A 20,949-nucleotide genomic window follows, 5' to 3' on the forward strand; every position below is an offset into this window, starting at 1 on the left:
CGCTTTACGGTTTGTCCGGTGAAGGTAGCCATACTACGGACGATCTGCCCGTTCTCGCCGGGCCCCTTCCGGGGGATAGTTGCCGCATGACCAGCCAAGTCACCGGCCCGGCCGCCATGCTCGCCATCGCTCTGGAAGAGGCCAGGAAGGGTTTCGCCGAGGGCGGCATCCCGATCGGCGCGGCCCTGTTCGGCCCGGACGGGCGGCTGCTCGGCCGGGGACGCAACCGGCGCGTCCAGGACGGCGACCCGTCGGTGCACGGGGAGACGGCGGCGTTCAGGAGCGCGGGGCGCCAGCGCACCTACCGGGGCACCACCATGGCGACCACCCTGTCCCCGTGCTGGTACTGCAGCGGCCTGATCCGCCAGTTCGGCATCACCGGGCTGGTCGTCGGCGAGAGCCGTACCTTCACCGGCCAGCACGAGTGGCTCGCGGCGAACGGCGTGAACGTCACGGTGCTGGACTCCCCCGAGTGCGCCGAGCTGATGACCGCGTTCATCGCCGCCAACCCGGCGCTGTGGCACGAGGACATCGGAGAGGACTCATGAATCCATGAAAACAGTCCCGATCATCGATCTGGCCCCCTGGTTCCAGGGCGGCCCCGCCGAGCGCGCCGAGGTGGCCGGACGGGTCGACCAGGCGCTGCGCGAGATCGGCTTCCTGCTCGTCACCGGGCACGGGGTGCCGCCGGAGCTGCGCGCCGGGGTGCGGGCGGCGGCCAAGCGGTTCTTCGCGCTGCCCGAGGAGGTCAAGCGGCGCTACGCCGTCACCGTCGGCGGCCGGGGCTGGCTGCCGCCGGGCGTGGAGGCCAACGGGTACGCCGAGGGCACGCCCACCCCGCCGGACCTGAAGGAGACGTTCGCGGTGGGCGCCGACCTCCCGATCGGCGACCCGGTGATCGACGCCGAGTGGTTCCTGCCCAACGTGTGGCCGCCGGAGGTCCCCGAGCTGCGCGGCCTGGTCACCGCGCACCTCGACCACATGCGCGCGCTGGCCGACGAGCTGCTGGTCGTCTGCGCGGCGGCGCTCGGCCTGCCGGACGACTTCTTCACCTCCCGGGCCGGCCACCCGTCGTACACGATGAACATCAACAGGTATCCGCCGTTGTCGCAGGTCGGGCCACCCGAGCCGGGACAGTTCCGCATCGGCCCGCACACCGACTTCGGCACGGTCACCGTGCTGGACCGGCAGCAGGGCGTCGGCGGGCTGCAGGTGTTCACCCTGGACGGCGAGTGGATCGACGCCCCCTACGCCGAGGACTCCTTCACCATCAACATCGGCGACCTGCTGGCCCGCTGGACCGGCGACCGCTGGCGCTCCACGCGCCACCGGGTGCTGCCGCCCGACCCGAGCGCGCCCGACGAGGAACTCGTGTCCCTCATCTACTTCTACGAGTGCGACCCGCTGGCCGAGGTGGAGTCCCTGGGGCCACCCATCGGCGCGGTCGCGCACCCGCCGGTCGTCGCGTCCGAATACCTCCTCGAGAAACTGAAGGCGATCACGGTATGACGGTTCTGGAACCCCCCGGCGTCACGGTCCGCGAAGGCGACTACGGCGCGAAGGTCACCGCGGTCGAGCCCGGCGGTGTCGAGTTCATCCCCCTGGCCGACCGGCACGGCACGCCGAGGCAGCTGCTGTGGACCTGGATGTCCCCCAACCTGGAGTTCGCGACCATCTTCCTCGGCGTGCTGGCGGTGGCCGCGTTCGGGCTGGGCTTCTGGCAGGCGGCCCTGGCCGTCACCGTCGGCACCGGCCTCGGCGCGCTGTCGCACGGCGTGCTGTCGGCGCGCGGCCCGTCGGCCGGGGTGCCGCAGATGGTGCTCGGGCGGCTGCCGTTCGGGTACTGGGGCAACCTGCTGCCGTCGGCGTTCAACTCGGTGGCCGCCGGCATCGGGTGGTTCGCGGTGAACAGCGTCAGCGGGGCGCTGGCGCTCAACACGCTGACCGGGCTGCCGACATGGCTGTCCCTGGTGATCGTGGTCAGCGTGATGGTGGTGCTCGGGTTCTTCGGGCACAACCTGGTGCAGGCGTTCGAGCGGTACGCCTTCCCGCTGCTCGCCGTGATCTTCGTGGTGGCGTCGGTGGTCATCCTGTCCAAGGCGCAGCCCGGGTTCGCGGGCAGCGGCGGCGGGATCGGCGGGTTCCTGCTCACCGTCGGCGCCACCTTCGGGTACGCGGCCGGCTGGAACCCGTACGCGGCCGACTACACCCGCTACCTGCCGCCCGACTCCAGCAAGCGGGCCGTGGGGCTGGCTGCCGGGCTCGGCGTGTTCATCCCGTGCGTGCTGCTGGAGATCGTCGGCGCGGCGTCGGTCACCATCGGCGGCGACGCCCTCGGCCAGCCCACCACCGCCTTCACCGGCCACATGCCCGCCCTGATCGCCAACCTGACGCTGCTGGCCATCGCGCTCGGCGCCATCTCCGCCAACGCGCTCAACGTCTACTCGGGCGCCATGTCCCTGCTCACCATGGGTGTGCGGCTCCCGCTGACGCTGCGCCGCGCCCTCACGGCCCTGGCCTGCGGCGTCGTCGGCTTCCTCGTGGCGCTCACCGGCCTGGAGGACGCGGGCCACAAGTACGAGTCCTTCCTTCTCGTCATCTCCTACTGGATCGGCCCCTGGCTCGCCATCGTGCTGGTCGACCACTACCTGCGCCGCGGCCAGGTGCCCCAAGCCCGCCTGTACGACCGCTCGCACAGCAACCTCGCCGGGCCCATCGCGATGGTCGCCGGCGTCGTCCTGTCCGTCTGGCTCTTCTCCAACCAGGAGCTGTACGTCGGCCTGGTCCCCGCGCGCTTCCCCGACGTCGGCGACATCACCTTCGAGGTCGGCTTCCTCATCTCCGCCGCCGTGTACACCGCGCTCAAGCCCCTGCGCCGCTGACCCGAGCCCGGCCTCGGCCCCGTGGTGCCCCGCGCGCCACGGGGCCTTGTCGTCCGTGACGTCCGCGCGACTATACCCATGATGTATACATGCCATGTATAGTCCTCGGCATGACCGTGACCGACACGCCCCATCGGGCGACTCACCCCAGGCCGCGGGTGCCGGGGAACGGTGTGCGATGAACACCCTCCAGCTGGGACTGCGCCTCGCGTTCGGCGGGGGCCGGGAAGGGTGGGCCCGGCTCGGGCTGACCGCGCTCGGGGTCGGGCTCGGGGTGACGCTGCTGCTGCTCAGCCTCACCGCGCAGTCCGCGCTGGAAGGGCGGGCGGAACGGTCGGCATGGCGGGACAGCTCGTCCGCCACCCCGGCCACGGCGCCCGATCCCACGTTGTGGCTCGCCGTCAGCGACGACCACGACGGGGAACCGCTGTTCCGGCTGCACGTGGCCCCGCTCGGGCCGAACCCTCCGGTCCCCCCGGGGTTCGACCGGCTCCCGCGGGCCGGGGAGGTGGCGGTGTCGCCCGCGCTCGCGCGCCTGCTCGCGGTCACCCCGGACGACCAGCTCAAGGACCGGTTCCCCGGGCGGGTCGTCGCGACCATCGGGGAGGCGGCGCTGGCGTACCCGGGCCAGCTGATGGGCGTCGCCGGGCACACCCCGGAGAACCTGCGGGAGCTCACCGGCGCGCAGGAGGTCCGGGGCATCATGACCGGGCGGCCGGGCAACTACGCGTACACCCTGATCTCGCGCTTCCTCCTCGCGGTGGGGACCGTCCTGCTGCTGCTCCCGGTCATCGTCTTCGTCTTCATGGTCACGCGGATCGCGGCGGTGCGGAGCGAGCAGCGCTTCGCGGCGCTTCGCCTGGCGGGCGCCACCCGGGCGCAGTCCGCGCGGACGGCCTCCGTCGAGACCGGCGTGGGGGCCCTCGCGGGAACGGCGCTCGGCCTCGCCGGATACCTGACGGCCCGGCCGGCCGTGGCGCGGCACGTCACCTTCGACGGGTTCGGCTTCTTCGACGCCGACGTCGCCGTGCCGGGCCCGTGGCTGGCGGCGGTCCTGGCGGGGGTGCCGGTGCTGGCGGTGCTCACCGCGATGGCGGCGCTGCTGCGGGTGCGCATCACCCCGCTCGGGATCGCGCGGCGCGAGAGCCGCCCCCGGCCCACCGCGTGGCGGGCGCTGCCGCTGGCGGCGGGCCTCGCCGGGCTCCTCACCGCCGTCGTGCTGCGCGACCACGACGTGATGGGGAACGACACGCTGCGGGGCGTCTTCGCCCTCTCCCTGGTCTCCACGCTGGCGGGCTCGGTCGTCGTCGGCCCGTGGGCCTGCTCGGTGCTCGGCGACGTACTGGCGCGGCGCGGCCGCGGCGCGACCACGCTGATGGCGGCGCGGCGCATCGCGGACGACCCGCGGGCCGCCTACCGCGGCGTGAGCGGCGTGGCGCTCGCGGTGTACGTCGCGACGCTCCTCGCGGGCCTGGCGGGCGTCGCCGGGGACCGGCCCGGGTCGGCCTTCCGGGGCGGGCTGCGTCCGGGCGTCGTCGAGGTCTTCGTGGACAGGCAGCCCGCGTCCCGGCTCGCGCCGCTGATGACCGGCGGCGCCGTGGTGACCCGGCTCGACCCCGCCTGGAACACCGTGGTCCCCTGCCGCGAGCTGTCCCGTGTCGTCAACACCACCTGCCCGCTGTCACCCACCGAACGCCGCCGGGGCCTCGGCGGCGAGGCGACCATCGGGGTGATGTCCGGATCCTTCCTGGAGTCCGCCCCTGACCTCGCGAACCTGCCGGTGCGCGCCGTCTACGTCCCGACCGACGGCTCCCTGGCCGCCGAGTCCCGCGTCCGCACCCAGGCCGCGATCCTGCTCCCCCGGGCGATCCTCAACAGCCGGCGCGACGTCGTCCTGCGCGAGACCCGCCTGTGGGCCGACGTGGGAACGCTGGCCCGCCTGGTGACGTGGTTCGCCGTCCTGATCGCCGGCTGCGGCCTGACCGTCTGGGTCATCGCCGGGCTCCTGGACCGCCGCCGCCCCTTCGCCCTGCTGCGCGCCGCCGGGGCCCGCGCCGGCGAGCTGCGCCGCGTCGTGCTGACCGAGACCGCGGTCCCGCTCCTGTTCACCGTCCTGCTCGGCCTGGCCCTCGGCTCGTTCACCTCGTTCGTCTTCGCCGCCGTCGGCCACGACCCCTGGTCCCCGCCGGGCCCAGGGTTCCTGCTCAGCCTGACCGCCGGAGTGCTCGCCGCCCTGGCCATCACCATGGCCGCCCTACCCCTGATGGACGTGTCCACCCGCGAGGACACCGTCCGCTCCGAGTGACGCCCGAGACAGAGGACCCCTCTCATGCGCGCGACGTTCCGCCTGGCGCTCGCCGTCGTCATGGCCCTGACCCTCACCGCCCCCGCCGAGGCCGGTGTGCACCCGGCGATCACCTGGACGCCGTGCGCCGGGAACCAGGCCGTGGAATGCGCCACGGTGCGCGTGCCGGTGGACTGGTCGAGGCCCGGCGGGGCGTCCGTCGAGCTGGCGCTGGCGCGCCGGGCCGCCGCCGATCCGGGGGCGCGGATCGGGTCGCTGCTGTTCGACCCGGGCGGGCCCGGCGGGTCGGCGGCCGGGCTGGTGCTGTCCGACGACAGGTTCACGTACTTCAGCGAACGGCTGCGCCGGCACTTCGACATCATCGGCGTGGACCGGCGCGGGGTGGGCCGCAGCCATCCCGTGCTGTGCTCTGGCGCCCTGGTCGACCAGGAGCCTTATCCCGTGCCGTCCACCCAGGCGGAGTTCGACCGGATCGCGGAGCACAACCGGCGGGTGCGCGCCGACTGCCGGGCGCGCACCGGCCCGCTGTTCGACCACGTGGACACCCGCAGCGCCGCGTACGACCTGGACGCGGTGCGGGCCGCGCTCGGCGAGCCCTCGCTGTCGTTCATGGGCATCTCCTACGGCACGGTCCTCGCCGGGCAGTACGCCGAGGAGTTCCCGCACCGGGTCCGCGCCGTCGTGCTGGACAGCGTGCTCGACCACAGCCTCGGCACCCGGGGGCTGCTGGACGCCGGGGCGGCCTCCGGCCAGGACTCCTTCGACGAGTTCGCCGCCTGGTGCGCCCGCGACACCCGCTGCGCGCTGCACAGCGAGGACGTGCGGGCGCTCTGGGCGCGCCTGCTCGCGCGCGCCGGGCGGGGCGAGCTCGTCCTCGGTTCCGGCCCGCCGTACCGGCTGCGGCCGGCCGAGTTGCTGCGGGCGCTCGGCGACGCGCTGCGCGGCCCGGTCTGGGCCGAGTCGGCCGAGGTGCTGCGCGCCCTGGACAGCGGGGCGCCGTTCCCCGCGCCCGACCTGCCGCCGCCGTCACCGGAGGTCGTGCCCTACCCGGTGCGGATCCGCTGCGCCGACTTCCACATGCCGGTGCGGGACCACCGGGAGTTCGCCCGGCACCTGCGCCGGACGGCCCTGATCGCGCCGGACATGCGCTACTCCGCCGACCGCGTCGAGGAGGTCGCCCGCTGCCTGGGCACCCCCGCCCCGATCCCCAACCCGCAGCACCGCCTGCGGGTGCGCCCCGGTCCCCCGCTGCTGGTGATCAACACGCGGCACGACCCGGTCACCGGGTACTCGATGGCGCGGAACGTGGCCGCGCAGCTCGGCCCCCGGGCGAGGCTCGTCACCTACGACGGCTGGGGCCACGGCGCCACACCCCGCACCCCCTGCACCACCGCGATCGTGGACGACTACCTGATCTCACTGATCCTTCCCGCCCCGGGCACCCGCTGCCCCGGCGTCCCGCCTGACGAGACGGCTTCTCGCCTGGCGGAGGGCCCCTTCGCGCCGCGCGGGCTCACCTGGGGGTCAGCCAGCTCCAGGTGACGGCGAGCGCGACGGAGAGAGGGACGGTGCCGGAGCCGAGGCCTACCTCGGTGAGGAGGTCGAAGACCTTGGGGCGGCGGGCGGCGGTGGTGATGGCGGCGTCGATGAAGCCGGGTGAGCGGGCGGCGTAGGCCAGGGCGTCGGTGGTGCGGAGGTGGCGGCCGAGGCTCCGGCGGAGGGCGCGGCGGTAGGCGGGGAGAGGGGCGGCGGGGGTCTGCACGGCGGCCTCGCCCGCCAGGCGGCCGGACAGGACGGCGTAGTAGATGCCCTCGCCGGTCAGGGGGTTGATGAGGCCGGCCGCGTCACCGGCGAGCATCACCCTTCCCGCGCCCGGGGTGGGGCGGCCGGTGGACAGCGGGAGGTGGTGGGCCCGCAGGTCGCGGGCGGGGAGGGCGGGGAGGAGTTCGGCGAGGCGGCCGTGCAGGACCTCGCGGCCCGGGCGGCCGGTGGCGCGGAGGTTCGGGAGCAGCATGCCGTAGCCGACGTTGGCGGTGCCGTCGCCGATGGGGAACGACCAGGCGTAGGCGGGCCAGCCTTCGCTCTGCATGGCGATGAACTGCACGTCGTCGTCGGCGGGCACGTCGGCGTACCCGCGGACGGCGATGGCGACGTGCCGCTCGGCGGGCGCCGGGATCCCGATGAGGCGCCGCATCGCCGAGTTGGCGCCGTCCGCCGCGACCACGGCCCGCGCCGGGATGGCACCGTCCAGCACGACGTGCCCGCCGTGCGCGTCGACCTTCCGCACCCGGTGGCGGCGCACCTCCACCCCCCGGGCCCTGGCCGCGTCCACCAGCCGCGCGTCGAACACCTTGCGCGGGACGACGTGGTTGGGCCGCGCCACCGTGGCCTCCACCCGCGCGCCGCCCGGCGAGACCACCGCCAGCCGCCGCGTGGGCCGGTAGTCGGCGATGACGTCCGGCAGCCCGAGCAGCGCGAGCTCCTCCCGCCCATGAGCGGCGATGCCGTCACCACACGCCTTGTCCCGGGGAAAGTCGTCCTTGTCCAGCAACAACACCCGCGCCTCAGGCTTGACCCGCCTGGCCCCCAGCGCCGCCGCCGCCCCCGCCGGCCCGCCCCCCACCACCACCAGATCCCACATCTCCTCCACAAAGATCACCCTCCCACACCCCCCCTCCGGCACGCCCGCCCCCGCCCCGAAAGACCTCAGCCGGTGAGCGGCACCCGCCATAGCGTCCCAGCGAGCGGACGGGACGGTGGGGTGCCTTGTTGTCATGGTTTCGGGGGACATCGTGGTCTGGGGGCGGTGGGGAATCTACGGTTGTCGCGAGGGATGGCTAGGTTTCCAGGAGGATGACGCATGCGCGCTGTCGCCGACCAGGATCTTGTCCGGCAGGTGGCTCGGGACGTGGTCGCCGTCACCGCTCCTGAGGAACTGCCATTGGTGCGGCCGATGGCGGACGAGTTCTTTCGTGGAGGACGCGGCCCGGCGCGCGGCAAAGAGGACCTGCTCGGTTTCGGGGTCGACACCGCGGTGGTGCTGCTGACTCCTGTGGTGTTGCCGGTGATCGCGTTCGTGCTGGACGCGCTGGGCGAACGTCTCGCGGAGGCGGCGGTGGACCGTGGGGCGGAGCAGGCACGCAGGGTGCTGCGGGCCGTGCTGCGGCGCGGCACGGCCGCCGAACTCGCGGCGGCCGGCGACCCCGCCCCGCTCACCGGGGCGCAACTCGACACGGTCCGCGCGACCGCGTACGAGAAGGCGTGCCAGCTCGGGCTGGAGGCCCCCAAGGCGGACCTGCTCGCCGACGCCGTGCGCGGTGCACTCTCAGGCGCGTGATGGCCACGCCGCAGGGCCCGGCCGACGCGCGGCGGGGGGCGGCTGAGGCGTTTGTGGGTGGGGTATGGGTGGACCGCCTGATCGTGTGGCGGTCATGAGTCTGGCGCCGGGTCGCGGTCCGTCCTGGGTGGGCAGGGGATGAGCGCGCCGCCGGGCCGGCGGGCCGATCCGTTCCTGCTGCCGTCGCAGACGGGGGCGCGGTTTCTGTTGCTGATCGTGTCGACGCTGGGCACCAGTCTGTTCGCGTTCAACGTCATCTATCTCGACCTGGTGCCCGGGGCCTCGGCGCGGTACCTGCGGTGTGCCCAGGAGGCCGATCGGCCGGTCGCCGGCACCGGGGATCCCGGCAGCTGGGCGTACGGGTTCGCCGAGTGCGTGGCGCCGTACGAGCGGGACAAGGCCTTGTGGATGGGCGCGGGGGTGGCGGTGCTGCTGCTGGCCGCGCTGGCGGCGTACTGGCTGATGCCCGTGTGGCGGGTCCGGCGGGGGCGTCTCACCCGGCTGACGGCCGAGGACGCGCCGGATCTGGTCGTCGAGCTCACCGAGCTGTCCTGGCGGGCGGGGTTGCGGCGGCCGCCGGAGTTCTTGGTCAGCACGCGGCCCGGCGGCGGAGGGGTGGCGTTCGGGCGGGCAGGGCGGCGGCGCGTCCAGTTGGACGCGGGGCTGGTCACCACGTTCGTGACCGATCGGGCCGGGTTTCGCGCGGTGGTGCTGCACGAGCTGGCTCATCTGCGGGGCGGGGACGTCGACTGGACGTATCTGACGATCGCGGTGTGGTGGTCGTTCGTGGCGGTCGCGCTGGTACCGCTCGGCGTGGTCCTGTTCGACGAGCCCGCGACCGTCGCCGGCGTCGGGTGGCGGCTGGTCGTCATGACGGTCCTGGTGTACCTCACACGCAACGCGGTGCTGCGGTCGCGGGAGATTTACGCCGACGTACGAGCCGCGCGGTGGAGCGGGGACGGCGCCCTGCGACGCCTGCTCACCCGGGCGGGGGCGCTCGGCAGCCAGGTGGACCGGCGCCCGCCCGGGCCGGGCCGGAGGGCCTGGACGGCGCTCGTCGCGGCGCATCCCGATCCCGGGACCAGGCTGGCCGCCACGAACGATCCGCGGCCGCTGTTCCGGGCCGGGTTCTGGGAGTCGCTGGCCGCGGGGCTGGCGATCGCCATCGCCGGGGAGCACGTCGAGACGTACGTCTGGCTGCTGACCGGCAACCTCGACGCGCTGGGCACCCGCTGGGCGGCGGGGCTGGTCTTCGCCCCGCTGGCCGCCGGGGTGACCGGCATCGCGCTGTGGCGCGCGGCCGTGCTGTCCGCGGGGACCGGCGGCACCGGGGGCGTGCCCGTCCGTGAGGTGTGGGCCGCCGGGCTCGGGCTGGGGGCGGGGCTGGCGCTCGGCCTGCCGCTGTCGGCCGGCAGCGCGATCACCGGCACCTTCGAGGTCTACCGCGGCGGGGCAACCGCCTGGGTGGCGCTCGCCGCCGCCGCGGCGGTGGCAACCGCCTGGGTCGCGGCCACGGCGCGGGCCTGGCTCCCGCCGGCGCGGACGAGGCCGCTCGCGCCGTACTACGTTCCCCTTCTCGGCGCCGCCGCCTGCCTCACCGCGCTGTGCCTCGCCCTCCGCTCGTTCCTCGCCGACATGGCGCCGGCCCTCCCCCAGCTGACCGACGCGGCCGCGGACGATCTCGCCGCCCTGCGCGAAGCCGGGTGGACCGGCCCCGACTGGGTGTGGTTCCTGGTGAACCACCCGCTCACCGTCCACCTCAGCCAGCGCCCCCTGGTGGTGGGCGGCCTGCTGACACTGTGGCTGGTCCCGCTCGGCGCCGCACTGGCCGGACCGTGGCGGGCCGCACGTCCCCGGCCGGGACCGGGGACGACGCTGCCCGGCGCGGGGACGGGGCCAGGCGCGGGGGTGGGGCCGCCGGTGCGGGCGGCGGTGGCGGGAGGGATGGTGTGCGGGCTGGTGTATGGGGGCCTTGTGGTGGGGTTGCGGGTGGTGGTGCATCGTGAGGTGGCGGGGGTGGCTCGTTCGGCGGCGGAGTTCTTGTTGCTGTTCGAGTACTGGCAGGTGGGGCTGGCGGTGGGGATGCAGGTGGTGGCGGCCGTGGGGGTCGCGGTCTATGTGGCGGGGTGGCGGCGGGAGCCGTCGGGGGTGGTGCTCGGCATGATGGCGGCGTTCGTGGCGGGTGTGCTGGCGGCCGGCGCGGAGTTGTTCCTCATAGGGTTCGGCGGATGTGTGGACGCGTTGAGTCTCAAGCCGGGGCCGTGCGCGTGGGACTTCGACGGGGTCTTCGTGCGGCTGGAGATCGGCAAGATCGTCGGCATCGGGGCGGTGGCCGCCCTGGTCGCCGCCTCGGCGGCCGTCGCGGTGATCTGGCTGTCCCGATGGGTGTTCCGGCTCTCCGCCGCCCGCCTCCCGCCGCGCCGGCCGGCCTCGGGGGCGGGACGTTCGCGGCCGGAGATCCTGGTGGCGGCGGTGCTGGCGGCGGGGGTGGTGGCCGTGCTGGCGGGCGGCGCGGCCGGGGCGGGGACGGCGGCCCCCGAGCGGCCCTCGTCCTCCGCGGCCCAGCGGGCGGCGGCCGAGACCTGCGCGCTGCAACGCCGGCTGGTCGCCGGCATGGACACCCTCACCCCGGCCCGCCTCCAGGAACTGCTGCTGGAACTGCTGACGGCGGCCGACGAGTCGAACGACACGGAACTGCTCACCGGGGTGGCCGACATGATCAGGGGCCTGAGCCGGTCGGACCCCGAGCTGTTCGCCGCGGGACTGCGCAAGATCCAGGAGCGCTGCCGCCACATTCCCTCATGAGCTCACCCGGTGAGACGCTCCAGCTCGGCGAGCTGGACGGTGCGCGACCGCTCCACGGCGGTGGCGAGCGACTTCACCTCGGGATGGGTCCCCGAGGCCTGCTCACCCCGGGCCACCAGGGCCGCCTGGCGCAGGTTCTCCCGCATGTTGCGGGTGTACAGGCGGCCGAAGACGTCCCCTGCGGCGTGTTCGATGACCTTGAACTCGCCGGGGGTCGCCATGCCGGGCATGTCGTGCCCCCGGTGCGGGTCGGTGTACGGCACGCCGGACATCAGCAGCAGGCGGCGCAGCCGGACCAGATCGGCGCGCTGCCCCGCGCCGATCCGCCCGGCCAGCCGCCGCACCGCCGGGTCGGCCGCCCTGTCCTCCGCGAGCGCCGCCAGCCGCAGCGCCTGCTCGGTCATCGGGATCATCAGCTCGACCCAGGCGATGTCGGTGGGGCCGAATCCCGCGCGCGGCGTCACCGCCGCCGGAACCGGCACCCCCGTCGCGGGTGCCGGCCCGGGGGGCGGGCCGGGACGGGCGCAACCGCCCGTGACGAGGACGCCGATCAGCACGGCGGTGACGACGCGGCGGATTCTCATCGGATCAGGGACGCCCGTCGGCGCCGCACTTGATCTTGGGCCGGATGCAGTCGTTCACCCGGCGCAGCATCTCCGCCTCGGGCCAGGCGTTGAAGAAGTCGCCGTGCATGGTGTACCCGGCCCCGGACGCCAGCCGGAACGCCGCCGGGTTGCCGCTGACCGGGTACCTGAGCACCTGGCGCAGCTTGGGCACCGGGACGGGGTGGGTGCTCGGGCAGTCGCCGTTCACCGGGAAGGCCATGTGGCTCTTGTGGTCCGCCGAGTCCAGGTCCCGGCCGTTCCAGCACTGCGGGAAGTCGAGGTACGACTCCATCTGCGTGCCGGCCGGACAGGTGACGAAGTCCTTCGACGGCGGGACCTGCCCGGCGTGCAGGCACGACCAGCGGGCGGTGGAGGTGGGGTCGTTCGGCCCGGTGGCCTTGGCGTTGCCCGCCACGATCCGCAGGCCGAGCGGCAGCGGCATGATGCGCTCGCGCACGTCGTCGCGCACACCTTCACCGAGGTAGTAGAAGGTGACGATGGACGGCTCCACCGCCGTGGTGCCGTTGTACAGGGTCGGCGTCCAGTACGACGACAGGTCGGTGGAGGGGCTGCAGTTGCTGCGGCCCGCCAGCAGGGACTGCACCGTGCTGCTCGCGTTGGTGGTCAGGTTGCCGAAGAAGCTGTGCATGTGGGACGCGCCGGGCAGGCCCGGGAAGATGATCGGGTCGTCCGGCAGGCGGTGGCTGAAGGGGCAGTCGGCGAGGAACTCGGCCACCCGCACGACGTTCGGCGGCAGCGTCGGGGTGGGGGTGCCGCCGGGGCCGAACACCTGGAACTCCCACAGCGAGACGCCCCACTGGGTGGCGCGCCGGGTGGTGTGCAGCCGCACGTACCGGCCGTTGCCGGAGACGTTGAGGGTCTGCACGCCGCCGGTCCCCCCGGTGGTGGTGTTGATCGTGGTCCAGTTGCTGCCGTCGTTGGACGTGCGGATCTGGAAGTCGGTGGCGTAGGCGCCCTCCCACCGCAGCACGACCTGGCTGATCGCCGTGGCGGAGCCGAGGTCGACCTGGAGCCACTGCGGGTCGCCGAAGGCGCTCGACCAGCGGGTGCCGTTGTTGCCGTCCACGGCGGCGCTCGCCGGCGTGCCCGCGCCCTCGGTGGAGGACGCGGTGACCGGCCTGCCCTGGGACAACAGGGTGTCGGCCGTCGCGGCGGGCGCGACGACCAGGGCGGTGCCGAGCAGCGCCACCAGCGCGGTCAACAGGGTGAGCAGTCGCGGGCTCGTACGGGGCGGGGGTATTGCCCGGGGCATGGGGACTCCTTCAGGGGTGGGGGGGTGCGGGGCCCGGCACGGTGTGAGCCGTGCCGGACCCCGGGCTGACGGGGGCTTACTGGTAGACGCGCACGTAGTCGACGAGCATCTGCTTGGGGAAGCCGGTGCTCGCGTCCGGCGGGCCGGGCCAGTCGCCGCCGACGGCGAGGTTGAGGATGATGTAGAACGGGTGGTCGTAGACCCACGGCCCGCGGGTGGCCTCGACCGTGGCCTTGTCGAGGGTGACCACCGTCACGCCGTCCAGGGTGTAACGGATGCCGTTGCTGTCCCAGTTGGCGGCGAAGACGTGGTAGTCGTCGGAGAAGTCGGCGTTGTTGGCCAGCTTGTACGAGCCGCCGATGCCGCCGCCGCCGTTGTACGCGGGGGCGTGGATCGTCGAGTAGGCCGTCTTGACGTCCTTGCCGAGGATCTCCATGATGTCGACCTCGCCGTTGTACGGCCACGGCCGCCCGGTGAGGAAGTCGGCGCCCATCATCCAGAACGCGGGCCACAGGCCGTTGCCCTTGGGCACCTTGACCCGGGCCTCCACCCGGCCGTAGGTGAAGTGGAACTTGTTGCCGGTGTTCATGCGGTGCGAGGTGTACTGGCAGGTGCCGCCCGGGCAGGCCGAGCCGGGGGTGGTCTCGCGGCGGGCCTCCATCACCAGGCTGCCGGTGCCGTTCATCGAGGCGTTGTTGTTGTTGGTGTAGTACTCCAGCTCGTTGTTCGGGCCGGTGCCGGTGTCGATGGTCCACTTGGCGGGGTCGGGCTTGCTGCCGGCCGCGCCGTTGAACTCGTCACTCCACACCAGGACCGGAGGGTTGCGCGGGTTGGGCGGCTGGGCGGGCGGCGTGTTGGGCGCGCCGCCGGTGCCGTACACCTGGAACTCCCACAGCGAGTAGCCGTACGCGCCGGAGCGCTGCGTGCCGTACATGCGCACGTAGCGGCCGGTGCCGTTGACGGTCAGGTTCTGCTTGAAGCCGGTGCCCGTGGTGGTGGTGTAGATCGTGCTCCAGTTGGCGGCGTCGTTGGACACCTGGATCTGGAACGAGCGGGCGTAGGCCGGGTCCCACTGGAGTACGACCCGGTGCACCTGCGCGACGGCGCCGAGGTCGACGTAGATCCAGCCCGGGTCCACCCAGCCGGTGGTGGAGCTGGTGGCCCAGCGGCTCGCCGGGTCCAGGTCGAACGCGCGGGCCGGGGTGCACTCCCAGCAGTTGGCGTCGCTCTGCGAGGTGGAGGCCACGCCGGGCTTGTTGTACGACAGGAGGCGGTCACCGCCGGTCGGGGTCACGGTCGGGGTCGGGGTCACGGTCGGGGTCACGGTCGGCGTGGGGGTCGGGGTGACGCCGCCGATGGTGCCGAACACCTGGAACTCCCACAGCGAGTAGCCGTACTGCAGGGCCCGCTGGGTGCCGTACATGCGCACGTAGCGGCCGGAGCCGCTGACGGTGAGGGTCTGCACACCGCCGGTTCCGGTGGTGGTGGAGTAGACGGACGTCCAGGTCGTGCCGTTGGCGGAGGTCTGGATCTGGAACGCGCGGCCGTAGGCGGCCTCCCAGTTCAGCACCACCTGGCTGATGGTGGCGGTGGCGCCGAGGTCGACCTGGATCCACTGGGGGTCGCTGAACGCGCTGGACCAGCGGGTTCCGGCGTTGCCGTCGACGGCGGACGCGGCGGGGAACGCCACGGTGCTCTCGCTCGACGAGGCGGTGGCCGGTTTGCCTTGGGACAGCAGGGTGTCGGCCGCCGTGGCCGGCATTACGGGAATGACGGCGAGGACGGTGGTGATCAGGGCCAGCGCCATGGTGATGAGAACCGCCAGGCGGTGACCGCGGGGACGTGGGGACGGCGGCATCGCGTCTCCTCGGGGGGTGGGGGACCGTGGTGTCACGGGCTCGGGGAGCGCTCTCTCACCGAGAGATTGCTCTTCCGCGACAACGGCTGTCAAGAGTCGAATTAACCGTCTGGAAACACGACAGGCACGGCGTGGCAACGGCAGCCGTGCTCAGGGAGCGCTCCCTGGTAGCGCTCCCTCCGGAAATAAGGCCTGTTGAGCTGGCTGAACATGAAAGCTTCCGAGGGAGCGGTTTCTCGGCGTTGGATCAGCGCTTGGCGGGACCGGGACTCGATGAGAATTTCCTTGCGCTCACACCGTGCCGGGCGGGGCGGCCCAGTGGCGAGGGAGCGCATTCTTCATGATCACTTCATCTCGGTGCCGGCCGCGGCGCCGGATGGACCGGTCCCATGCGGCACCGGGGCGGGGGCCTGCGCCGTCCGGGGCGCGACGCGAGGCGCCTCGCGTCGGGACCGCGCTTCCCGCCGCGCGACGCGAGGGCCGTGCGGCGGGACCGCGCTTCCGCCGCCGGGGCGGGCGCGCACGCCGGGCGGCGGGACTAGGCTTCCGGCATGAGTAGCGATGTTCACGGGCGCACCCTGCGGCTGGAACTGTCCGACCAGAGCCTGCGATCCTTCGAGGCCACCGTCCTCGCCTCCTCCCCCGACGGCATCGTGGTGGACCGGTCGGCGTTCTACCCGGGCGGTGGCGGGCAGCCCGCCGACCACGGCGTCCTGCTCTGGCAGGGTGTGGAGACCCGCATCGAGGGCGTGCGCAAGAACGACGACCTGCACCTCATCCCCGCGGAGGGCGACCCGCTCCCCCCGCCCGGCACGGTCGTACGGGCCGCCGTCGCCGACGAGCGCCGCAGCGCGCTGATGCGCACCCACTCCGGCCTGCACGTGTTGTGCGGCGTGGTCTTCCGCGACTACGGCGCCCTGGTGACCGGCGGCAACATGGAGCCGTTCACCGCCCGCATGGACTTCAACCTCCCCGAGGTGCCCCCCGGCTTCAAGGAGACCGTCGAGGCCGCCTGCAACGCCGAGATCGCCGCCGACCGGCGCATCGACGTCCGCGTCCTCCCCCGCGCCGAGGCGTTCGCCATCCCCGACATCATCCGCACCGCCACCAACCTGGTGCCGCCGGAGGTCGAGGAGGTCCGCATCATCGACATCGTGGGCCTGGACACCCAGGCCGACGGCGGCACCCACGTGGCGTCCACCAAGCAGATCGGCCACATCAGGGTCGCCAAGATCGAGAGCAAGGGCAAGGGCTTCCGCCGCCTGCGCATCAGCGTCTCCGACTGACCGGCCCGCGCCCGCGCTCCCGCCTCAGTCCGCGGGCCGCGCCGCGAAGAACACGAACTCCCTGCCGGGCCGGTCCGGCGCCTCCCGGACCTCCCGCACGACGTACCCCCGTCCGGCCAGGCCCGACTCGACCTCGTCCCGTTCCCGGAACCGCAGCGTCGAGTCCGACGTCAGCACCTCGCCGTCCGCCCGGAACACCCACGTCCCCCGGAACGTCACCAGCGGCAGGGCGACGTCGAGCACCTCGAACCAGTTCTCCACCTCCCCCGCCGCCGGAACGGAGGCCACCTGGTAGGTCGCCTCCCGGTTCCACTCCTCCCACCCGCGCCGCGCCGGGTCCCGGGTCTCGAACACGAGCACCCCACCCGGCCGCAGCGCGCGGTACACCCCCCGCAGCGTCCCGTCCCACTCCCCCGGCGCCACGATCGCCTGCGCCACGTTCCCCGTCATCGTCGCGAGGTCGACCTCCATGGCGGGCAACCCGGTCGCGTCCCCGCGGATCCACTCCACCCGCTCGCTCCCCGGCTTCCTCTTCGCGACCTCCAGCGAAGCCTCCGCGGGATCCACCCCGGCCACCTCGACCCCGCGCCCGGCCAGCATCACCGCGAAGGTGCCCGTCCCGCACCCCACGTCGAGCACCCGCCGCGCCCCGGCCTCCGCGACGATCGTCGCGTACACCTCCAGGTCGCCCCGATCGGGATCCAGCGCGTCGTACACCGCCGCCAGCCGCCGGTTCTCAAAGATGTCGTCAGCCATACGGCGACGCCGGACCGGCGCGGCACGACGGCCCGCGGAAATCACCCGCCAAGGAACTCCGCCCGCCAGAGCCGCGCGTCCGGGAGCATCTCCAGCCGGACGAGGGACAGGCCGTCCTCGGCGAAGGACTCCATCTCCGTGCGGGTGAGCGGCCACGGCGGCCCGTCCTCGATCTCCTCGCCCTCGTCCCTGGCGGCCATGACGACGATGAGCGTGCCGCCCGGGCCGGTCAGGCGGCGGACCGCGGCGACGGCCTCGTGGCGCAGGCTCAGCGGCAGGGCCTGAACGGTGAAGATCTCGACCACCAGGTCGAAGGCGCCGATCCACTCGGCGGGCGGGTGGAACAGGTCGGCGGTCCGGTACCGCACCGCCGAGCCGGGGCGGCGGGCCCGGGCGGTCCGGATCGCGGTGCCGGAGATGTCGAAGGCGTCGGTGTCGAAACCCAGGCCGGCGACGTACTCCGCGTCCGCGCCCAGCCCGCAGCCGATCACCAGGGCCCGGCGTCCGTCGCCGCGGAGCGCGCGGGCGGCGGCCCACTCCCGGAGCGGCTCGCGCGGCCCCTCGCGGTCCCAGGGCATCGGCACCTCCCCGGCGGCCGCGGCGGCGTACAGGCGCTCGAACCAACCGGTGGGGTCGTCACCGGCCAGCGCCTTGGCGGACAGCACGCCGGCCTGCCGGCCCCAGCCGCCGGAGGTGTGCCACAGGATCGCCGGTACGACCGCGTCCCACGCGGCGCGGGGCAGCTCGTGCCCGACCGCCTCCAGAGGCAGCAGCCGCGCGTCCGGGATCTCGTCGGCCAGGGCGCGGCCGTGGGCGAGCGGGAACATCGGATCCTCGGTCCCGTGCAGGACGAGCGTGGGCACCGATATCAGGGGCAGCCGCGCACGCCAGCCGCCGGTGCCCTCGATCAGCCAGTGGTTCTTCATCGCCGACTCGATGTCCGCCGACCGCTCGACCATCCTGGTGACGACCTCGCGCACCCCGGCCTCGTCGAACGGGCGGGACGGCGCCGCGTACGGCCGGCAGCCCGCCACGACGTGGTCGACGACGGCGTCCCGGTCCGACCAGTCCGGTTCCGCCTGCTCATCGGTGAAGGTGTCCCGCAGGGCGTCCGTCATGCCCGGCAGGTCGGGATCACCCGCTCCCCCGCTCGTGCCGATCAGGGTCAGCGACGCCACCCGCTCAGGATGGTCCAGCGCCACGAGCTGCGCCAGCGCGCCCCCCATCGAGATCCCCGCGACGTGCGCCGTCGTGACCCCGAGCACGTCCAGCACCCCGGCCGCGTCCGCGACCAGGTCGTCCCCCGAATAGGCCGGCGCGCCCGCCGGATGGACGACCGACCGCCCGGTGTCCCGGTGGTCGTACCGGATCACGAACCGGGAACCGGCGGCCAGGCGCTCACAGAACTCCGGCTCCCACCAGTCCATCGAGGACGCCGCGCCCGCGATCAGCAGTAGCGCCGGATCGCCCGGTTCCCCGAACGTCTCCACACACAGATCCACACCGTTGACTCGAAAAATCTTCTCGCCGGCCACACGGGCAGCCTAATCCGCCGATCACTCGCCGCGGCCCCGATCGGAGGTCCGGGCGAACTCCCCCGGGACCGCGGTCCTCCGGCACCTTGTGACCCCGATCTCTATATAGGTAGAGTTCCACGGTGACCAGACGTCCCTCGCCGCAGACCCTGGCGGTCCTGTCCGCCCTGGCGGCCGACCCCACCCGATGGCGCTACGGCTACGAGCTCGGCCAGCAGGTCGACCTGCGAGCGGGATCGCTCTACCCGATCCTGATGCGATTGTGCGACCGCGGCCTGCTGGAGCACATCTGGGAACCCGACGCTCCCCCCGGCCGCCCGCCCCGGCACCTGTACCGGCTGACCCCGGACGGCCTCAGCTTCACCGCCGAGACCACGGCCGCCGTGGCGGAGCCCGGGTCACGGACGCGGCGTCCGGGCCGGGTACGGGAGGCCTGGTGAACCGCCCCGGCGACATGCCCGCCGACAGGGCCGACTGGGCGGCCCGGCTGCTCGCGCTCGCGGTGCTGCTGCTCCCCGCCCGGCGTCGCGAGTGGGGTCAGGCCATGCGCGCCGAGCTCGTCCAGATCGAGCCCGCCCCGGCGCGGCGCCGGTTCGCGCTGAGCTGCCTGCGGGTGTCGCTGGCCCAGCCGCAGCTGCTCGCCGCCGCCGCGTACCACCTGGTGACGCTCGGCGCGATCGGCGCGGTCATCGCCTGGACCGACGGTCTCACCTACGCCCCGCTGCGCGCCGGTCTCATCGCCCTGGTCACGGCCCTCGCCGCCCTCTCCTGGCTGGCCAGGCGCCCCGGGCTGCTCGGCCCCGTGCATCCCGGCCGGGCCGCCCGGCTCTTTCGCGCGGGAGGCTTCGTCCTGGTGGGGGCGGTGACCCTGCTCGTCGTCCAGAGCCTCCGCGTGGCCTCCGCGGGGCTGGCGGAAAAGGCCGAGGTGGGGGTGCCGATCCTCGGCACCGTCCTGGTGGTGCACACGATGGCCTTCGCCGCCGTGACGGCCCGCAGGTCCCCCGCGAGCTCGCGCGCGCTCGTCGTCGGCGGCGCCTGCGGCGTCGCCGCCGCGCTGGAGTGCCTGGTGCCGATAGTCCTGCGCCCCCCGGTACCCGTGTCCAACGGCTGGGCGCTGCTCACCATCGCGACCTCCGCGGTCGCCGCCCTGCTCATCGGCGTCAACCGGGCCGGGAGCGCCGGCCAGGGGCTGATCGCCGCCCTGTGCGCGGCCGTCGTCACCACGCTGCTCATCTTCGCCGCGGTGAGCTTCCTGTTCGAGTTCGCCCCCCACTGGATCCCCGACACCAGCCCCGCCAACGTCGCCCCGGCCGACCGGCTCGCCAACAACCGCGCCGGGGCCGAGGACCCGTACTTCGCCCTCCTGGCCCTCGGCTGCCTGCTGGCGGCGGCCCTGGCCGTCGTGACCACCGCGACCAGACGGCCGCTGCCCGCCGGACGGACCATGTGACCGGGGGCGGATCACCGCGGGACGGGCACCCGCCTCATGGGGTCCCGACGACGAGCCGGAGCGAACCGAGGAACTCCGGCTGCTCCCGGAGACGGCCGTGCGCCGCGTCCCAGGCCCCGCTGTCCAGATCGTCGCGCAGCCGGGCGACCGCCCGTTCCTCGGCGGCGTCGTCGACGAATCCCCAGGCGGACTGCGAGCCGCGCACCGCGGGGTCCAGGAACCGTTCGGGACGGCCGTAGTAGGCCTCGGTGAAGCCGTCGACGCAGTCGAGCGGGATCGCGACCGTCTCCACCCGCGCGGTCCCGCCGACCAGCGAGGCGATCATGTCGATCTTCGGGTAGCGCCGGCGCTCGGCGGCGATCAACTCGGGAGCGTACTCGGCGAGCCACAGCAGATCGAGCGCGTCCCCGTCGAAGGTGAGCACGACCACCGGCCCTCGCGAGACCCGCCGCAACTCCCGCAGCCCCCGCTCGGTGTCCGCCCACTGGTGCACGGTGACCGTCGCCATCGCCGCGTCGAAGGCGCCGTCGTCGAAGGGCAGCCGCTCCGCCACCGCGTCCAGCGCGGGCACCCGGTGCGCGGGCCGCTGCGCCCGCATCATGCGCGAAGGCTCGACCGCCACCACATACCGGTCCTCCGGCTCGTACGACCCGGCCCCCGCCCCCACGTTGATCACGCTGCGCCCGTCCCCGAGCGCCGCCAGCACCTGTGCCGCGATCCGCGGATCGGTCCGCCGCTGAACCGCGTACCCCTGCCCGTGCCGTTCGTAGTCGAAGTCCCCCGCCACCGTCGCCCCCACGTGGGCTCCCCTTTCACCCGCTCCCCGACAACATCAAACCGTAGCAATACACCACCTG

General features: G+C 73.8%; 17 protein-coding genes. 10 read left to right on the forward strand and 7 right to left on the reverse strand.

From position 1 onward, the window contains the following. The first annotated feature begins 86 nt into the window (after positions 1 to 86). From ACFP1K_RS15115 to ACFP1K_RS15135, 5 genes are all read left to right on the forward strand, one after another. A complete protein-coding gene (locus ACFP1K_RS15115) occupies positions 87 to 548 on the forward strand; it encodes a nucleoside deaminase (RefSeq protein ID WP_380752609.1) in 462 nt (153 codons plus the stop codon). A 4-nt stretch (positions 549 to 552) separates the two neighbouring features. Then, positions 553 to 1,509 carry an isopenicillin N synthase family dioxygenase gene (locus ACFP1K_RS15120; protein WP_380752612.1) on the forward strand — a complete coding sequence of 319 codons (957 nt, stop codon included), beginning with the start codon at positions 553 to 555 and terminating at the stop codon, positions 1,507 to 1,509. Beyond that, positions 1,506 to 2,882 carry a purine-cytosine permease family protein gene (locus tag ACFP1K_RS15125; protein WP_380752615.1) on the forward strand — a complete coding sequence of 459 codons (1,377 nt, stop codon included), beginning with the start codon at positions 1,506 to 1,508 and terminating at the stop codon, positions 2,880 to 2,882. The genes ACFP1K_RS15120 and ACFP1K_RS15125 overlap by 4 nt, the downstream gene beginning before the upstream one ends. A 178-nt stretch (positions 2,883 to 3,060) precedes the next feature. Further along, on the forward strand, positions 3,061 to 5,187 hold the full coding sequence (locus ACFP1K_RS15130; RefSeq protein ID WP_380752618.1) for an FtsX-like permease family protein: 2,127 nt from the start codon (positions 3,061 to 3,063) through the stop codon (positions 5,185 to 5,187). 24 nt (positions 5,188 to 5,211) lie between these two features. After that, positions 5,212 to 6,729, forward strand: coding sequence for an alpha/beta hydrolase (locus tag ACFP1K_RS15135; protein ID WP_380752621.1), 1,518 nt, complete (start codon positions 5,212 to 5,214; stop codon positions 6,727 to 6,729). Here the strand turns inward: ACFP1K_RS15135 and ACFP1K_RS15140 are convergent. Further along, a complete protein-coding gene (locus ACFP1K_RS15140; RefSeq protein WP_380752624.1) occupies positions 6,701 to 7,846 on the reverse strand; it encodes an NAD(P)/FAD-dependent oxidoreductase in 1,146 nt (381 codons plus the stop codon). The two genes, ACFP1K_RS15135 and ACFP1K_RS15140, sit on opposite strands and share 29 nt — an antisense overlap. A 201-nt stretch (positions 7,847 to 8,047) precedes the next feature. Between ACFP1K_RS15140 and ACFP1K_RS15145 the strand changes: the two genes are divergently transcribed. Beyond that, positions 8,048 to 8,524 (forward strand): hypothetical protein, encoded by a 477-nt coding sequence (locus ACFP1K_RS15145; protein ID WP_380752627.1) that lies wholly within the window; start codon positions 8,048 to 8,050, stop codon positions 8,522 to 8,524. A 138-nt stretch (positions 8,525 to 8,662) separates the two neighbouring features. Beyond that, positions 8,663 to 11,329 carry a M48 family metalloprotease gene (locus ACFP1K_RS15150; protein WP_380752630.1) on the forward strand — a complete coding sequence of 889 codons (2,667 nt, stop codon included), beginning with the start codon at positions 8,663 to 8,665 and terminating at the stop codon, positions 11,327 to 11,329. Between the two features lie 2 nt (positions 11,330 to 11,331). Here the strand turns inward: ACFP1K_RS15150 and ACFP1K_RS15155 are convergent, their stop codons facing one another. The 3 genes from ACFP1K_RS15155 to ACFP1K_RS15165 form a co-directional block, all read right to left on the reverse strand. Next, positions 11,332 to 11,913: a DUF305 domain-containing protein gene (locus ACFP1K_RS15155; RefSeq protein ID WP_380752633.1), complete on the reverse strand. Its 582-nt coding sequence runs from the start codon at positions 11,911 to 11,913 to the stop codon at positions 11,332 to 11,334. Between the two features lie 4 nt (positions 11,914 to 11,917). After that, positions 11,918 to 13,207, reverse strand: coding sequence for a DUF1996 domain-containing protein (locus ACFP1K_RS15160; protein ID WP_380752636.1), 1,290 nt, complete (start codon positions 13,205 to 13,207; stop codon positions 11,918 to 11,920). Between the two features lie 76 nt (positions 13,208 to 13,283). Beyond that, positions 13,284 to 15,065: a discoidin domain-containing protein gene (locus ACFP1K_RS15165; protein ID WP_380752639.1), complete on the reverse strand. Its 1,782-nt coding sequence runs from the start codon at positions 15,063 to 15,065 to the stop codon at positions 13,284 to 13,286. A gap of 551 nt (positions 15,066 to 15,616) precedes the next feature. Here ACFP1K_RS15165 and ACFP1K_RS15170 point away from each other — a divergent pair. Next, positions 15,617 to 16,351 carry an alanyl-tRNA editing protein gene (locus ACFP1K_RS15170; protein ID WP_380752642.1) on the forward strand — a complete coding sequence of 245 codons (735 nt, stop codon included), beginning with the start codon at positions 15,617 to 15,619 and terminating at the stop codon, positions 16,349 to 16,351. Positions 16,352 to 16,375: 24 nt separating this feature from the next. Here the strand turns inward: ACFP1K_RS15170 and ACFP1K_RS15175 are convergent, their stop codons facing one another. Then, positions 16,376 to 17,107 carry a class I SAM-dependent methyltransferase gene (locus ACFP1K_RS15175; protein ID WP_380752645.1) on the reverse strand — a complete coding sequence of 244 codons (732 nt, stop codon included), beginning with the start codon at positions 17,105 to 17,107 and terminating at the stop codon, positions 16,376 to 16,378. Positions 17,108 to 17,148: 41 nt separating this feature from the next. Next, positions 17,149 to 18,597: an alpha/beta fold hydrolase gene (locus tag ACFP1K_RS15180; RefSeq protein WP_380752648.1), complete on the reverse strand. Its 1,449-nt coding sequence runs from the start codon at positions 18,595 to 18,597 to the stop codon at positions 17,149 to 17,151. 167 nt (positions 18,598 to 18,764) lie between these two features. Between ACFP1K_RS15180 and ACFP1K_RS15185 the strand changes: the two genes are divergently transcribed. Both ACFP1K_RS15185 and ACFP1K_RS15190 read left to right on the forward strand, forming a co-directional pair. Beyond that, on the forward strand, positions 18,765 to 19,082 hold the full coding sequence (locus ACFP1K_RS15185) for a PadR family transcriptional regulator (protein ID WP_380752651.1): 318 nt from the start codon (positions 18,765 to 18,767) through the stop codon (positions 19,080 to 19,082). Then, positions 19,079 to 20,092: a hypothetical protein gene (locus ACFP1K_RS15190; protein ID WP_380752654.1), complete on the forward strand. Its 1,014-nt coding sequence runs from the start codon at positions 19,079 to 19,081 to the stop codon at positions 20,090 to 20,092. The genes ACFP1K_RS15185 and ACFP1K_RS15190 overlap by 4 nt, the downstream gene beginning before the upstream one ends. A gap of 34 nt (positions 20,093 to 20,126) precedes the next feature. Here the strand turns inward: ACFP1K_RS15190 and ACFP1K_RS15195 are convergent, their stop codons facing one another. Continuing rightward, entirely contained in the window at positions 20,127 to 20,891 is a 765-nt protein-coding gene (locus tag ACFP1K_RS15195) for a class I SAM-dependent methyltransferase (protein WP_380752657.1), read from the reverse strand. Positions 20,892 to 20,949: the final 58 nt, after the last annotated feature.

It is taken from the genome of Sphaerisporangium aureirubrum (assembly GCF_042658925.1).
In the GTDB taxonomy this organism is placed as follows: Bacteria; Actinomycetota; Actinomycetes; order Streptosporangiales; family Streptosporangiaceae; genus Sphaerisporangium; species Sphaerisporangium aureirubrum.